Annotated in this window: 13 protein-coding genes; 6 read left to right on the top strand and 7 right to left on the bottom strand. The window is 62.2% G+C overall.

The features are described 5' to 3' along the window. The first annotated feature begins 7 nt into the window (after nucleotides 1-7). Together ACR0FE_RS14445 and ACR0FE_RS14440 are read left to right on the top strand one after the other, a co-directional pair. Entirely contained in the window at nucleotides 8-703 is a 696-nt protein-coding gene (locus ACR0FE_RS14445) for an NAD-dependent deacylase (RefSeq protein WP_480491807.1), read from the top strand. A 61-nt stretch (nucleotides 704-764) separates the two neighbouring features. Next, the gene (locus ACR0FE_RS14440; RefSeq protein WP_480913487.1) at nucleotides 765-1,373 is read left to right on the top strand and encodes an HdeD family acid-resistance protein; all 609 of its coding nucleotides are present in this window, start codon (nucleotides 765-767) and stop codon (nucleotides 1,371-1,373) included. 96 nt (nucleotides 1,374-1,469) lie between these two features. Here ACR0FE_RS14440 and ACR0FE_RS14435 read toward each other — a convergent pair whose 3' ends face one another. The 5 genes from ACR0FE_RS14435 to meaB form a co-directional block, all read right to left on the bottom strand. Beyond that, nucleotides 1,470-1,943, bottom strand: coding sequence for a copper chaperone PCu(A)C (locus ACR0FE_RS14435; protein ID WP_480913485.1), 474 nt, complete (start codon nucleotides 1,941-1,943; stop codon nucleotides 1,470-1,472). 40 nt (nucleotides 1,944-1,983) lie between these two features. After that, a complete protein-coding gene (locus ACR0FE_RS14430) occupies nucleotides 1,984-2,334 on the bottom strand; it encodes a hypothetical protein (RefSeq protein WP_170614715.1) in 351 nt (116 codons plus the stop codon). 397 nt (nucleotides 2,335-2,731) lie between these two features. After that, nucleotides 2,732-3,019 carry a 50S ribosomal protein L28 gene (rpmB, locus tag ACR0FE_RS14425; RefSeq protein WP_170614716.1) on the bottom strand — a complete coding sequence of 96 codons (288 nt, stop codon included), beginning with the start codon at nucleotides 3,017-3,019 and terminating at the stop codon, nucleotides 2,732-2,734. 222 nt (nucleotides 3,020-3,241) lie between these two features. Further along, on the bottom strand, nucleotides 3,242-4,378 hold the full coding sequence (locus ACR0FE_RS14420) for a Hint domain-containing protein (protein ID WP_480913483.1): 1,137 nt from the start codon (nucleotides 4,376-4,378) through the stop codon (nucleotides 3,242-3,244). Between the two features lie 165 nt (nucleotides 4,379-4,543). After that, on the bottom strand, nucleotides 4,544-5,521 hold the full coding sequence (gene meaB, locus ACR0FE_RS14415) for a methylmalonyl Co-A mutase-associated GTPase MeaB (RefSeq protein WP_170614718.1): 978 nt from the start codon (nucleotides 5,519-5,521) through the stop codon (nucleotides 4,544-4,546). Nucleotides 5,522-5,644: 123 nt separating this feature from the next. Between meaB and hrpB the strand changes: the two genes are divergently transcribed. The 3 genes from hrpB (at nucleotide 5,645) to ACR0FE_RS14400 (ending at nucleotide 10,297) form a co-directional block, all read left to right on the top strand. Further along, on the top strand, nucleotides 5,645-8,092 hold the full coding sequence (hrpB, locus tag ACR0FE_RS14410) for an ATP-dependent helicase HrpB (protein WP_480913481.1): 2,448 nt from the start codon (nucleotides 5,645-5,647) through the stop codon (nucleotides 8,090-8,092). A gap of 177 nt (nucleotides 8,093-8,269) precedes the next feature. Further along, nucleotides 8,270-8,728 (top strand): NUDIX hydrolase, encoded by a 459-nt coding sequence (locus ACR0FE_RS14405; protein ID WP_170614720.1) that lies wholly within the window; start codon nucleotides 8,270-8,272, stop codon nucleotides 8,726-8,728. Between the two features lie 90 nt (nucleotides 8,729-8,818). Further along, nucleotides 8,819-10,297: an inorganic phosphate transporter gene (locus tag ACR0FE_RS14400; RefSeq protein ID WP_170614721.1), complete on the top strand. Its 1,479-nt coding sequence runs from the start codon at nucleotides 8,819-8,821 to the stop codon at nucleotides 10,295-10,297. A 6-nt stretch (nucleotides 10,298-10,303) separates the two neighbouring features. Here ACR0FE_RS14400 and ACR0FE_RS14395 read toward each other — a convergent pair whose 3' ends face one another. After that, the gene (locus tag ACR0FE_RS14395; protein WP_480913478.1) at nucleotides 10,304-11,278 is read right to left on the bottom strand and encodes a 2-dehydropantoate 2-reductase; all 975 of its coding nucleotides are present in this window, start codon (nucleotides 11,276-11,278) and stop codon (nucleotides 10,304-10,306) included. Nucleotides 11,279-11,429: 151 nt separating this feature from the next. Between ACR0FE_RS14395 and ACR0FE_RS14390 the strand changes: the two genes are divergently transcribed. Beyond that, nucleotides 11,430-12,149: a response regulator gene (locus tag ACR0FE_RS14390; protein WP_480913476.1), complete on the top strand. Its 720-nt coding sequence runs from the start codon at nucleotides 11,430-11,432 to the stop codon at nucleotides 12,147-12,149. Between the two features lie 346 nt (nucleotides 12,150-12,495). On the opposite strand, the gene aspS is transcribed toward ACR0FE_RS14390, so the two are convergent. Next, the gene (aspS, locus tag ACR0FE_RS14385) at nucleotides 12,496-14,271 is read right to left on the bottom strand and encodes an aspartate--tRNA ligase (protein ID WP_480913474.1); all 1,776 of its coding nucleotides are present in this window, start codon (nucleotides 14,269-14,271) and stop codon (nucleotides 12,496-12,498) included. Nucleotides 14,272-14,282: the final 11 nt, after the last annotated feature.

The raw sequence follows: 14,282 nt of genomic DNA, 5'->3' as shown, positions 1-14,282 counted from the left end.
AGGAGACATGGGAAAGATCGTCATTCTGACCGGAGCCGGAATTTCAGCCGAAAGCGGGTTGAGCACGTTTCGCGATGAAGGCGGATTATGGGCGCAGCACCGCATCGAAGATGTGGCCACGCCCGAAGGTTTTGCCCGCGATCCCGCGCTGGTCCACGGGTTCTACAATGCCCGCAGAAAACAGGCCGCGCAGGTGCAGCCAAACGCGGCGCATGAAGCCTTGGCACGGCTGCAGCGGGATTGGCGCGGAGACGTGGTCATCGTGACCCAGAATGTTGACGGCTTGCATGAGGCGGGCGGTGCCAAAGGGGTCATCCATATGCATGGCACTCTGGCCGGCGCATTGTGCTCGGCCTGCAACCATCGCTGGCAGGCCCCGACGGAAATGGTAGTGGGCGAACGTTGTCCCGCCTGTGACCATCCAACCGCCCGCCCCGGTGTCGTCTGGTTTGGCGAGATGCCCTATTTCATGGACGACATCTATGATCATCTGGCCGACGCCGCGATCTTTGCCGCCATCGGCACATCGGGTCAGGTCTATCCTGCGGCGGCTTTTGTGCACGAGGCGCAAGCCGCCGGGGCGCGGACGATCGAGCTGAACCTTGAACCGTCCTCCGGAGCGTCCCATTTTGATGAGACGGTATTTGGCCCGGCCACACAGATCGTGCCCGGGTGGGTGGATCGGCTGCTGGATCGGACCTGATGCCATCCGTTACAATCGGGTTCACGCGTATTGGAATAAGACCCGAAGACAGGAGACCCCGATGGAGGAACATCAGACCCGGAGCGGTGAAGTTCTGGAAGACGGCACATTTACAGGTCGGGACGCGCTTGGTGACAAGCTCGCCAATCTTTGGTGGACATTTCTGCTGCGTGGGCTGATGGCCGCCGCACTTGGGCTTGCGGCCCTGTTCTGGCCGGCCGGCAGCATTACGGTTCTGTTGCAACTGGTCGGTCTGTTGCTGATTCTCGATGGCGGGCTGACGTTGCTGGGGTTCGGGCGGCGCGGGTTGATTGGCGGGTTCGGCATCGGCGCCGTGCTGATTGGCCTTATCCTGCTGATATGGCCCGAAGGGACCGCCCGGCTTGCCTTCTTCCTGCTTGGGGCCTGGGCGTTGATTGTCGGGATCGGATCCGTCATGGCGTGGCGACAGATGCACCAGATGGACCCGGCAGGGCCGACCCTGCGCAATTCCGGAATCATCGCCATTCTGATCGGTTTGGTTCTGATGTTCTGGCCCGGCAGCGGGTTGGTTGCGCTGGGATGGGCAATCGCGTTTTCTGCGCTGGCATTTGCCGCCGTAATGTTCTGGCTGACGGCCCGGTTCAAACGTGCCCATGACCGGATCGACATGCGTGTCGTCAACAGATAGCAAAAATACCCGGACCGCCAAAGGGCAACAGGCCGGGCTAAACCCGGCCTGACGCATGGATGACGGCCGCAGAGCGGCCTGAAGACAGGCGTTGGTTCAGTTGGAATGCGAGCCGTGGCCGCCCTGATCCTGACGCTCGAGATCGACCGGGACCTCGACCGTGACTTCACCGGCCTGCTCGAAAATCAGGATGACAGGAACGGTTGCACCCTGTTCGAACGGCTGCTTCAGGCCCATGAACATCACGTGATCGCCGCCGCGTTTCAGCATGTGGACCTCGCCCGCCGGGATGGCAAAGCCTTCCTCGACATGCATCATCTTGGCGACGCCGTTTTCGTCTACCTCGTGGGTATGAAGCTCGACCCGTGCCGCCACATCCGACGTCACACCGACCAGGCGGTCATCCTGACCGCTGTCATTCCGGATCATCATGAAAGCTGCGCCGGCCTTGGCCGATTTGCCCGAGGATCTGGCATAGGCATCTTCGACCAGGATCAGATCCTGAGCAAATGCAGTAGTGGCCATGGCTGCGGTGGCGATGGTGGCGAACAGGGTGGATTTGAAGGACATTGTGCCTCTCCTTTGATTTGATCTGAAAACTGGCTTGGAATCAGATCAGAAAAGGAGGCGCGCGGGCCGGTTTGCGCGGCAGCGTCCGGGCGACGAGGTTTTCGGCCAACGGCAATGGGGCCGGTTGCGAAAGGCGCGGAGCAGCAGGCAACTCGGGTTGCGCCGCCGCCAACGCCCCCAGAAGGCTCAGGGCGTAGTCAGGGCAGTAATGCGGGGCTTTGGTGGGCTGGCCGTCTTCGTCCATGTAGACGACAACCGGGCCGGTTCCAGTGCACAGCACCATCTGACCAACGGCGCGGTCCATCCCCCGCGATACAGCCACCCCCTGCCCGGTCAGAATGACGAGCAGGGAAATGGCCAGAGCCAGATTTTGCTTGAATACGGATCTCATCTTATCCGCGATATACGCCCGCTTTCGCGCGCGTCACAAGGGCATTCGCCTGCGTCCTTTTCTCCGCGTCAGGTATCCACGCCGTTACGACGGACTTGGCTTTTGGTCAGGCTGGTGTGAAGATGGTTCACCCGTCTCTGCATCCGCGTGCAGGCCGCAAAGGTTTTGGCGCAAACGGTAGCTAACAGAGAGAAAAAGTAAAACGATTTTAACGACATATCCACAATCTCCACCGGAATTGCGAGTCAGACAATAGACCTGTCACCGATGGGCGTCTGTGAACAATTTCACGAAAGAGAATAAAACTATTTCCCTTTGGGGAACAGTTTGCAATCGGGCCATGAAAAAGGCCCCGCACCGGACCGGTGCAGGGCCGAAATACCCGCTGTGGAAAAGATCAGGCCGAGGCTTGTGCCTTGGCGATTTCCTTTTTCACTTTCAGCGCATTTGCCGACAGCTCATCGTCTTTGGCTTTGGCCAGGAACGCGTCCAGACCACCGCGGTGGTCAACCGAACGCAGAGCAGCAGCCGAGATGCGCAGCTTGACGCCACGGCCCAGTGTTTCGGACTGCAGAGTAACGTCGTTCAGGTTTGGCAGAAAGCGACGCTTGGTTTTGTTATTGGCGTGGCTGACATTGTTGCCAGTCATCGGGCCTTTTCCGGTCAGTTCGCAACGGCGCGACATGGTTTCTTCCTTTGTTTCTGGAGGCCGGGCTACTGCCTGCGGCCAAATCACAAGGGGCGCAACCCGAAGTCGCGCCCGAAAACTGGTTGGATGCGTGTAGTGGGAATCGGCGGAAGGGTCAAGACGGATGCTGCGAATTCTTTCCTGCGTCCTCAGAGGTATTCCGCGATGTCAGAACGGGCTATCCGTTTCGGGCAATAATCGCAATCCTTGCTGCCCGGATCACGAGTTCAGAAGCAGGGGCTTGTTGTTGCGCAAGTGGCGCGCGACCAGCCGTGCCTGTTGCGGTCCGCGCGGAATGAAACGGGCGGGATGCGACTCATGTGTCACGTCCGCCAGTTCCGGGAAAATGGCGAAAATCTCCTCGCGCGCCGCATCGCTGAGGGTCTTGAGCGCTTCGGGTCCGGTGAAAAGGCTTTCGGTGGGGGCGTCTTCGGCGAAGATGATCTCGTGCCGGTCGAAGAGCAGGTGAAAATACTCAACCTCAGCCAGCGTGTCATCAACATGGATACCCGGCAGTTGCGTCAGCTTGATCGCGGGGATTAGCACCTCGGGCGCGCCGAACATGCGCATCGCGATTTTCGACCGCACCACCATGCGGTGCTGCCGGGAGACCAACAGATCCTGCTGCGGCAACCCGCCGCCCAGGGCTCCGGCGTGGATCCGGACGGGCCGGAGTTTGGGGTTGGCGGCAAGAATCTTTGCGCCCATGCGGCGGCGACCGATCCAGCGAATGGGCTGCAGCCCGTGGCCGCCAGTGGGAATTCTGTCGCCCGTGCGCAGGTTCTGGATGGGCACGGGTCCGTGTTCGGTCTGAATTTCCGTGTCGCGGGTAAAGCAGGGAACACCGGCTCCGTTTTCGAAGGTGGAATAGGTGACGGTACTGCCCGACGGCAGGGTGAACGTGCCACTGGACAACGAATAGCCGGTCCCGGCCACAACCGTGATGGTGCCAAATGTGTTGTCGGTGATGACCGTGCCCGTAGGCAGGTTCAGCGTATCGGTTCCGCTGCCACCGCGTATATCGCCGGACACATTGGTGCTTTGGAAATCGAGCGTATCATTGCCGCCGCCCAGGCGGATGTTGGAAACGTCCGACCCACGGACGGTGACCGTGTCGCCTGCTCCGCCGGCCGCCAGCGTGCCGCCGATGGTGCTGCCCGTGATGGTGATGTCATCGCTTCCGGCATTGCCGCGCACATCACCCACGACCGTGCTGTTCGAGACGTTGATGACGTCATTGCCCTGCCGCCCACGGATATTGTCGATCGGTGAACCCTGCGGCGTGCCGTTCAGGGTGCCGTTGTTATTGGTGACGTCGATGTTGTCGGCACCGTTGGTGCCATTGATATTGGGCATGATCGACAGTTCCCGTTGATCTGTTCAGTCTGGCTCCTGCCCTGCGGCCTCAACGTGTGCCACCTTGAGGGACGAGCGCCCGAGCGCCCGGATCCCGTTAAGTATTCATATCTAATACAACATCAGATGGAATCGCACCACCTTTGCCGGAATTCCGGCCCGGACCTAATGCCCGGATAGGGTGCCGAGCATACGATCCGCCGCTGCGGTGGGGCTGATATTGCCCGAACCGACCTCGGCGCTCAGCCGCTCCATCTCGGCGCGGATTTCGGGTGCGTCAAGCTGCGCCAGAAGGGCATGGCGCACCTCCTGATCGAACCAGAAGCGGGCCTGCGCAGCCCGGTTCGCGTGCCAATGACCGTTGTCGCGGCGCCATTGGGTGAGGGATTGCATCTCGTCCCAGGCCTGTTCCAGTCCATGTTCCTCGACCGCCGAGACGGTCATCGCTTTCGGAAAACCTTCGGGGTCCTGCGGACGTTTGCGCAGCAGGCGCAGCGCACCGGCATAATCGGCGCAGGTGCGGGTGGCGGTGGCCTTCAGGTCGCCGTCGGCCTTGTTGACCAGAATCATGTCGGCCATTTCCATGATGCCGCGCTTGACGCCCTGCAATTCGTCGCCGCCTGCGGGCGCAAGCAGCAGCAGGAACAGATCGGACATTTCCGAAACCACGGTCTCGGACTGGCCGACGCCCACGGTTTCGATCAGCACCACGTCAAAGCCGGCCGCTTCGCACAGGGCAATCGCCTCGCGCGTGCGGCGGGCAACACCGCCCAGGTGGCTTTGGCTGGGGGACGGGCGGATAAAAGCGTTCTTCTCGCGGCTCAGCCGTTCCATCCGGGTCTTGTCGCCCAGAATCGAGCCGCCCGAGCGGGCCGAACTGGGGTCGACCGCCAGAACCGCGACGCGCAGCCCCTGCTCCGTCAGCATCATGCCAAAGCTTTCGATGAAGGTGGATTTGCCGACACCCGGCGTCCCCGAAAGGCCGATGCGCAGCGATTGCCGATCCGCTGTTGCCAGATGGGATAGCAATTCGGCGGCCTGCGCCCGGTGATCGGCGCGGCGGCTTTCTACCAGCGTGATGGCGCGTGCCAGCGCGCGGCGGTCGCCCTGCAGAATTCTGTCCCCAAGCTCGGCGGTGTTCATGGATGGGTCCCTCGTCGAAATTTGCCCTAGATGACGGAGTGGGGCCGGGTTTGTCCAGTACCCGCGGCAGGGTTTCGGCGCACGCGTTCTGGACCTTGGCGGTGCCATTGGGGATAAGGCGGCATGACCCGACTGCCTATAGATGATGCCCTGCCCGATCTGATCTCAGCGCTGAAGGCGCGAGGCCGTGCCGTTTTGCAGGCCCCGCCCGGCGCAGGCAAGACCACCCGGGTGCCTCTGGCGATGCTCGAGGCTGGTCTGTGCGAGGGCCGGATCGTGATGCTGGAACCCCGGCGTCTGGCTGCGCGGGCGGCAGCCGAGCGCATGGCCGAAACCCTGGGAGAGCGCGCGGGACAGACCGTGGGCTATCGGGTGCGCGGCGATGCCAAAGTCTCGAAAACGACCCGGATCGAGGTTGTCACCGAAGGTATTCTGACCCGGATGCTGCAGTCCGAACCCGACCTGCCGGGTATTGGCGCGGTGATTTTCGATGAATTCCACGAACGGTCCCTGAATGCTGATCTGGGTCTGGCCCTGTGTCTTGAGGTCACGGGTGCGTTGCGGGACGACCTGATCTTGCTGGCGATGTCGGCGACACTGGATGCGGAACCGGTGGGGCAACTGATGGATGCCCCCCTGGTAACGTCAGAAGGGCGCAGCTACCCGGTTGAAACACGCTGGCTGGACCGGCCTTTGAGCGCGCAGGCACGACGGCTGGATGCGCTGGTCGATCTGGTCGTGCGGGCTGAGCGTGACAGCCGCCCGGCAGGCGGCGGGATGCTGGTGTTTCTGCCGGGCGAAGGTGAAATCCGGCGCGCCGAGTCGGCCTTGTCGGGGCGGTTGCCCGGCGACTGCGTGGTACGGCCCTTGTTCGGGACAATGCCCTTTGCCGCCCAGCGCGCCGCAATTGCGCCAGTTGATCAGGGGCGCAAGGTGGTGCTGGCAACCTCGATTGCCGAAACCTCTCTGACCATCCCCGACATACGGGTGGTGGTCGACATGGGACAGGCGCGACGGGCGCGGTTCGATGCCGGATCGGGCATGTCCCGGCTGGTGACCGAACGGGTCACGCGGGCCGAGGCCACGCAACGCGCGGGCCGAGCCGGTCGTGTCGCCGAAGGCCTGTGCTATCGGCTGTGGTCGAAAGGCGAGGATGGCGCATTGGCCGCCTACCCGCCCGCCGAGATCGAGGCGGCGGACCTGACCGGTCTGGCGCTGGAAGTGGCATTGTGGGGGGCCGAACCGGGCGATCTGGCATTTCTGACGCCACCACCCGAGGGGGCCATGTCCGAAGCGCGGGCACTGTTGGCGATGCTGGGTGCGCTGGATGCCCGTGGGCGGATCACTGATCACGGGCGGGCGCTTGCGGCGCTGACCCTGCACCCTCGGTTGGGGCACATGCTGGTGCACGCGGGTGCTGACGCCGCGCCGCTGGCGGCGTTGATGGCCGAACGGGATCCGTTGAAGGGCGCGCCAGCCGATCTGTCCCTTCGGCTTGAAGCGTTACGAGATCCACGCGCGTTCCAACGCAATCGGGTCTGGCCGGTGAACATGAGTGTTGTGGAGCGCATCAAGGGCGAAACCAGGCGGTTGCGGGCACAGCCCGGCGGGGCCGGTGAATTGTCCCCTGCGGCCATGGCGGCGCTGGCCTATCCCGACCGCGTCGGTCAGCGGCGCAAGGGGGACGTACCACGATATGTCCTTTCAGGCGGCAAGGGTGTTGTGCTGGACAATGGCGACACGCTGGCGGCCGCACCCTATCTGGTGGTGATCGATACGGACGGAAACCCGCGTGAGGCCCGCGTGCGAATGGCGGTGCAGATCACCGAGCGGGACATCCGCGACCTGTTCATCGATCAGATCGCATGGATCGACAGTTGCGACTGGTCTAGGCGCGAACGCAGGGTCGTGGCCCGCCAGCAGGAAAGGTTCGGGGCGATCGCTCTGGACGACAGGATCTGGAAGGACGTGCCCGCAGAACAGGTGGCGCGCGCCATGTTGGACGGTGTACGCGATCTGGGGTTGCGTCTGGACGGGGCCGCCGCCCGGCTTGCTTCCCGGGTGGAACTGGTCCGGGCCGGAGGGGTGGACCTGCCGGACTTCTCGGTCGAAGGGCTGCTGGCGGATCTGGAAAGCTGGTTGCTGCCGATGTTGGCGGGCGTGCGCAATGCAGAAGACTGGAAACGCTTCGATCTGTTGCCTGCCCTGCGGGGGCGACTGGACTGGACGCAGACGCAGGAGCTGGACCGCCGCGCACCAGGATCGTTCGAGACGCCGCTGGGTCGGAAAATTCCGATCGACTATGGCGGGGCGGTGCCCGAAATCTCGGTCCGGTTGCAGGAAATGTTCGGAGTGACGCGCCACCCGGTCATCGGGGATGAACCGTTGAAGATCACCCTGCTGTCGCCGGCACAGCGTCCGATCCAGATCACGCGCGATTTGCCGGGTTTCTGGGCGGGCTCCTATGCGGATGTGCGCAAGGATATGCGGGCGCAATATCCCAAACACCCCTGGCCGGAAGATCCGACTCAGGCCGACCCGACCCTTCGCGCCAACAGGCGCCACAAGTGAAGACAGCTCCCCGCGCGGGATTTTCAGTGAATTTTCGTGACCGCCACCGGGTGTTCGTGAGCACGTGGTAGAGTCGGAGCGGCAACACTTTCCGGAAATGAAAGCTCGTTGAAAACACTCCGTTAGGTTCCTAAATGATATCTGCCTAATGTAGGTTATGGAAACTGACGCGAACACATGAAAAACAAGCTACAAAAGCTCTGGAACGAGGTCGGCAAACCTCTGTTTCAGCGCCCGGAACGGGTGCAGTTTGCCGCGCTTTGCACACGCAGAACCGAAACCGGTGAGGATGTTCTGCTGATCACCAGCCGCGAAACCAAAAGGTGGGTCATTCCCAAGGGCTGGCCGATTGACGGCCTCGACGGGGCCGAGACCGCTTTGCAGGAAGCGTGGGAAGAGGCCGGCGTGCGGGCCACATCTTTCGACAAAACGCCGATCGGGCATTTCACCTATGACAAGATCCTGAAGGACGGCACATCCCAGGCGGTCCGGACAAATGTCTACCGCATACCGGTGACGGAACTGTCGGATCAATACCCCGAGGCGCATGAGCGTCAGCGGTGCTGGGTGTCGCCCAAAGTGGCCGCGGAACGTGTGAACGAGCCGGAATTGCGCGATTTGCTGCTGCATTTGTAACAGTAAAACGTAAAATTGATGACATGTCGGTTGCCCAACCTGCCGAAAACCGTTAGCGGCCTGCATCCAAATCCCTAACGGCCCAAACAGATGTCAGAATCGCAGACCAAATCCCGCTGGCGCGCACTGGACAGCGACCTTCACCGTATTTCACGGCTCGAGCATGCGAATGCGCATGTGGCGCGGCCGTTGCTGGCCCCGGGGATCGCGCTGGCCTTCATCGCGCTGGCCGGTTTGTCCGCAGCGGTACTGTTCGGTCAGGCCGATGGCAGTCTGATCGTGGTCGCGGCCGCAGGGTTCGGGGCCTATATGGCGATCAATATCGGCGCCAATGACGTGGCCAACAATATGGGCCCTGCGGTAGGTGCCAACGCTCTGACCATGGGCGGTGCGATCCTGATCGCCGCCGTTGCCGAAAGCGCCGGAGCTTTGCTGGCTGGCGGCGATGTGGTTTCGACCATCTCGAAAGGCATCATCGATCCGATGTCGGTGCAAAACAACAACGTCTTCATATGGGCGATGATGGCAGCGCTGATTTCATCGGCCATGTGGGTCAACCTGGCCACCTGGATCGGCGCGCCGGTATCCACGACTCATTCGGTGGTCGGCGGCGTCATGGGCGCCGGAATTGCCGCCGCCGGGCTGAGCGCGGTGAGCTGGGGCACCATGGGGGCCATTGCCGCCAGTTGGGTCATTTCGCCGGTGCTGGGCGGCGCAATCGCCGCCTGTTTCCTGGCGCTGATCAAGGCCAAGATCCAGTATCAGGACGACAAGATTGCCGCTGCCCGCTTTTGGGTTCCGATCCTCGTCGCGGTCATGGCCGGGGCATTTGCCACCTATCTGTCCGTTAAGGGCCTGAAGCGGATCGTGAAGATCGATCTGGAATACGCCCTGCTGATCGGCCTGGCCGCAGCCCTGCTGGTCTGGGCGGTTACCGTGCCTTGGGTGCGTCGCAAGTCCGAAGGTCTTGAAAACCGCACCCGATCGCTGAAAACCCTTTTCGGGTTGCCTTTGGTCATTTCGGCCACGTTTCTGAGTTTTGCCCACGGTGCCAATGACGTCGCCAACGCGGTTGGCCCGCTTGCGGCGATTGTGCACGCGGCAGAGTTCGGAGATTTCTCGGCCAAGGTGTCCATTCCCACTTGGGTGATGGTCATTGGGGCCTTCGGCATCTCGTTTGGCCTGTTCCTGTTCGGCCCCAAGCTGATCCGCATGGTCGGAAGCCAGATCACCAAACTGAACCCGATGCGCGCATTCTGCGTGGCCCTGTCGGCAGCCATTACGGTAATCTTCGCCAGTTGGCTGGGCCTGCCCGTCAGCTCGACCCACATCGCTGTGGGCGCGGTTTTCGGGGTTGGCTTCTACCGCGAGTGGCACTCGGACCGCCGACGGAAAGTTACCAACCGCCGGCGCTCGTCCGAGTTGCAGCTGGCACCTGAAGAGTACCAACGCCGCAAGCTGGTACGCCGGTCGCATTTCATGACCATTGTGGCGGCATGGGTCATTACAGTGCCTGCGGCAGCGGCAATGTCTGCGGTGATATTCTGGGTGCTGACGGCGTTTTCCTGAGCTGTCTCAAGCCCGGACCCGGTCCGGTGTCAAAGGCTCGGCAGGGGCTCTTTCGATCAGGGCCTGTACCTTTGTGCACAGTGGCGCCGAAGTGCCAGCTTCATTGGCGATGCGAACGATCTCGCCCTGCAAACTGTCGATTTCCGTCGGCCGGCCTGCCGCGAGGTCATAGGCCATGGATGTGCGTGCGCTGGGGTCAATGGTCAGCATCCGGGATGCAATCCGGGTAAAAAGCGGTGTTGGCAGACGCAAAACATATGGCGTCATCCACGCCGGAAGCGGCGTGGTCGACGCGACGGGATGACCGGCGGCTTTCAGCACGCGCAGTGCTTCACCCATCTGATCGGCCATCAAACGCCGCCACGCCCGGTTCATGAGCTGTTCGCGCAGGGTCAGGCCGGACAGGGCATTCAGGGCGTTGTTGAGGTTGATGACCAGTTTGCCCCATTGCACCGCCTGAATATCGTCACTTTCAGACACCGGCAAATCCGCGCTGCCCAGCGTCTGGCCCAATGCGCCTGATCCGCTTTCGATTATGATATCGTCGGAGGTTGCCCGGTGAAAACAGGCGGGTTCTGTCGGCACAACGTTGAATGGCACCATTCCGGCGCGCACATCGTGCCCCGGCAAGGCTGCGCGCAGGATGCGTGCGTTTTCCATACCATTTTGCCACGACACAATCGGTGCGCTTGTCGGTGTGAAGCGAGCTATATCCGCCGCCAGATCCGCCGTGGCGCCCGTTTTGACCGACACAATCACGATCCCGGCCCGGGACAGGCAGGCCGGGTCTTCGCTCAGGGTCAATCTGTCCGGCGCGATGTGACGATGCAGGCCCGAGAAATCGGTCACCGTCAGGCCCTGCCCCCGGATCGGGTCCAGAATTCGGGCGCGACCCAGCAAGGTGACCTGATGCCCCGCATCGGCCAGTAACGCGCCGCAATAGCACCCGATGCTGCCGGCTCCGGCAATGACGATGTTCATGACGGCCCTCCTGCCGTTGGCGGGTCAGAAGGTTTGGTAGCACGAGCCGACGGGAAACGGCCAGTGTTTGCCTCTGGCGTGCAGTGCAAAATTAACCCTGTGTTAGCCAGGAGATCCTAGCGTGAGGCATCTGCTGATCAGGAGGTCTGCCATGGACGATTCGAACCCTTTCGAGGCCACACGCCCTTTGCCCACCGCCACGCGCCCGCTTTTGGGGCAAACCATTCTGGTTGTCGAGGACAGCCGTTATGCCTGCGATGCGATCCGGCTGATGTGTCTGCACAGCGGCGCGCGGATCCGGCGGGCGGACTGTCTGACATCTGCGCGGCGTCATCTGAAGATCTATCGCCCATCGGTCATTCTGGTGGACATGGGGCTGCCCGACGGGCCCGGGGCGGACCTGATTGCCGAACTTAACGAGGCCTCGCCCCGGATCGGCGTCATATTGGGTCTGTCCGGCGATGACTGTGCCGAGCAACTGGCAATGCAGGCCGGTGCAGACGGTTTTCTGAACAAGCCCCTGAACTCTCTGGCCTGTTTCCAGCGCACCATTCTGGAGTTGCTGCCCGAAGATCGCCGCCCCGGCGGACTGCATGCCATCCAGGATGAGGTCATACGCCCCGATCCGATGGCCTATCAGGACGACATGGCCCATATCGCCGACGTTCTGGCCGGGCCAAACGACCACCGGACACTGGACTATGCCGCGCAATTTCTGACCGGCGTGGCCCGCGATGCGGAAGACACGGTGCTGGCAGACACCGCGCAAAAGCTGGCCGCGTCCCGGGCTGCGGGTGCGCCTGTGACCGCGCGGGCGGCGCAGGTGGCCGGTATCGTTCAGTCCCGCTTACAACAGCGGGAGGCGATCTGACATGGTCACGGCGTATTTCATCACGGCCACGCTGCTGTTTCTATGGGCCTACCGGCAGACGCGCACGGCGGCGCGAAGTATTCGAAACAACCGGCAGCATCTGGAAAACCCGCTTGACTGATCCGCTGGCTGAGCGGCTGATCGTCGTCCGGTCAGACCCCTGCGTGAGTGGTGAGGCCAGGATGCCGAGGGGAAAGGCAATTCACGCCTTGCGCCAAATGAGGTGGGTTCGTGTGGATTAAGGGATTGCATCACCGGTCAGCGCGTATCGATGCGCGGGGCCTATGGCGCGATCCCGGAAACGGCCCGTCAGGGCAACCGCCCGCGCAAGGCGGGCGTTACCGGATCACTCCTGCGGAATGAGGCGCAAGCCCAGTTCCATAAGCTGATCCGAGGTCGGATCGGACGGGGCGTCCATCATCAGATCCTCGGCGCGTTGGTTCATCGGGAACATCATGACCTCGCGGATGTTGGCCTCATCGGCCAGCAGCATAACGATCCGGTCGATACCGGCAGCACAGCCACCGTGCGGCGGCGCGCCGTAATGGAAGGCATTGAACAGGGCACCGAAGCGGGATTTGACTTCGTCCTCACCATAACCGGCCAGTTCAAAGGCCTTCAGCATGATTTCGGGTTTGTGGTTCCGGATCGCGCCCGAAACCAGTTCATAGCCGTTGCAGGCCAGATCGTACTGATAGCCGCGCACGTCCAACGGATTGCCGTTCAGCGCCTCCATCCCGCCTTGGGGCATCGAGAACGGGTTGTGCTCAAAATCGATCGCACCGGTTTCCTCGTCCTGCTCGTAGATCGGGAAATCCACGATCCAGGCAAAGGCAAAACGGTCCTTCTCGGTCAGGTTCAGTTCTTCGCCGATCACGTCGCGCCCTTTGCCTGCAACCTTTTCAAAGGCTTTCGGCTTGCCGCCCAGGAAGAAAGCCGCATCGCCGACACCCAGACCCAACTGCTGACGGATCGCCTCGGTCCGCTCGTGGCCGATGTTCTTGGCCAGCGGGCCGGCGGCCTCCATGCCTTCGCCCTGATCGCGCCAGAAGATGTAGCCCATACCGGGCAGACCTTCTTTCTGGGCAAAGGCGTTCATACGGTCACAGAACTTTCGGCTGCCACCAGTCGGCGCAGGGATGGCGCGGATTTCGGTGCCTTCCTGCTCGAGCAGCTTCGCGAATATCGCAAAGCCAGACCCACGGAAGTGGTCGGAGACCACTTGCATTTTGATAGGATTGCGCAGGTCGGGCTTGTCGGTGCCGTACCACAGGGCCGAGTCCTTGTAGGAAATCTGCGGCCAGTCCTGATCGACCTTGCGACCACCGCCGAATTCTTCGAACACGCCGGTCAGAACGGGTTGGATGGTATCGAACACGTCCTGCTGCTCGACAAACGACATCTCGAGGTCGAGCTGGTAGAAATCGGTAGGCGAGCGGTCGGCGCGAGGGTCTTCGTCGCGAAAGCACGGCGCGATCTGGAAATACTTGTCAAAGCCCGACACCATGATCAGCTGCTTGAACTGCTGCGGGGCCTGCGGCAGGGCGTAGAACTTGCCCGGATGCAGGCGCGAGGGCACCAGGAAGTCGCGCGCGCCTTCGGGTGACGAGGCGGTGATGATCGGCGTTTGATACTCGCGGAAGCCCTGATCCCACATACGTTTGCGCATCGAGGCGACAACGTCCGAGCGCAGGGTCATGTTCTGCTGCATCGCCTCGCGGCGCAGGTCCAGATAGCGATAGCGCAGGCGGGTTTCCTCGGGGTATTCCTGATCGCCAAAGACCATCAGCGGCAGTTCTTCGGCGGCGCCCAGCACTTCGAGTTCGCGGACATATACCTCGATCTCGCCGGTCGGCAATTTCGGGTTCACCAGTTCGGCATCACGCGCCTTGACAGTGCCGTCGATGCGGATGCACCACTCGGACCGCACCTTTTCCAGGGCAGCAAAGGCGGCGCTGTCGCCGTCGCACAGCACCTGGGTTACGCCGAAATGGTCGCGCAGATCGATGAACAGCACGCCGCCGTGATCTCGGACCCGATGCACCCAGCCGGACAGGCGGACGGTTTCACCGACATTGGCGGCGGTCAGAGCGGCGCAGGTGTGGCTGCGGTAGGCGTGCATGGATCATATCC

It is taken from the genome of Ruegeria sp. K7, from assembly GCF_056531785.1.
This window is presented reverse-complemented; position numbering and strand designations above follow the sequence as displayed.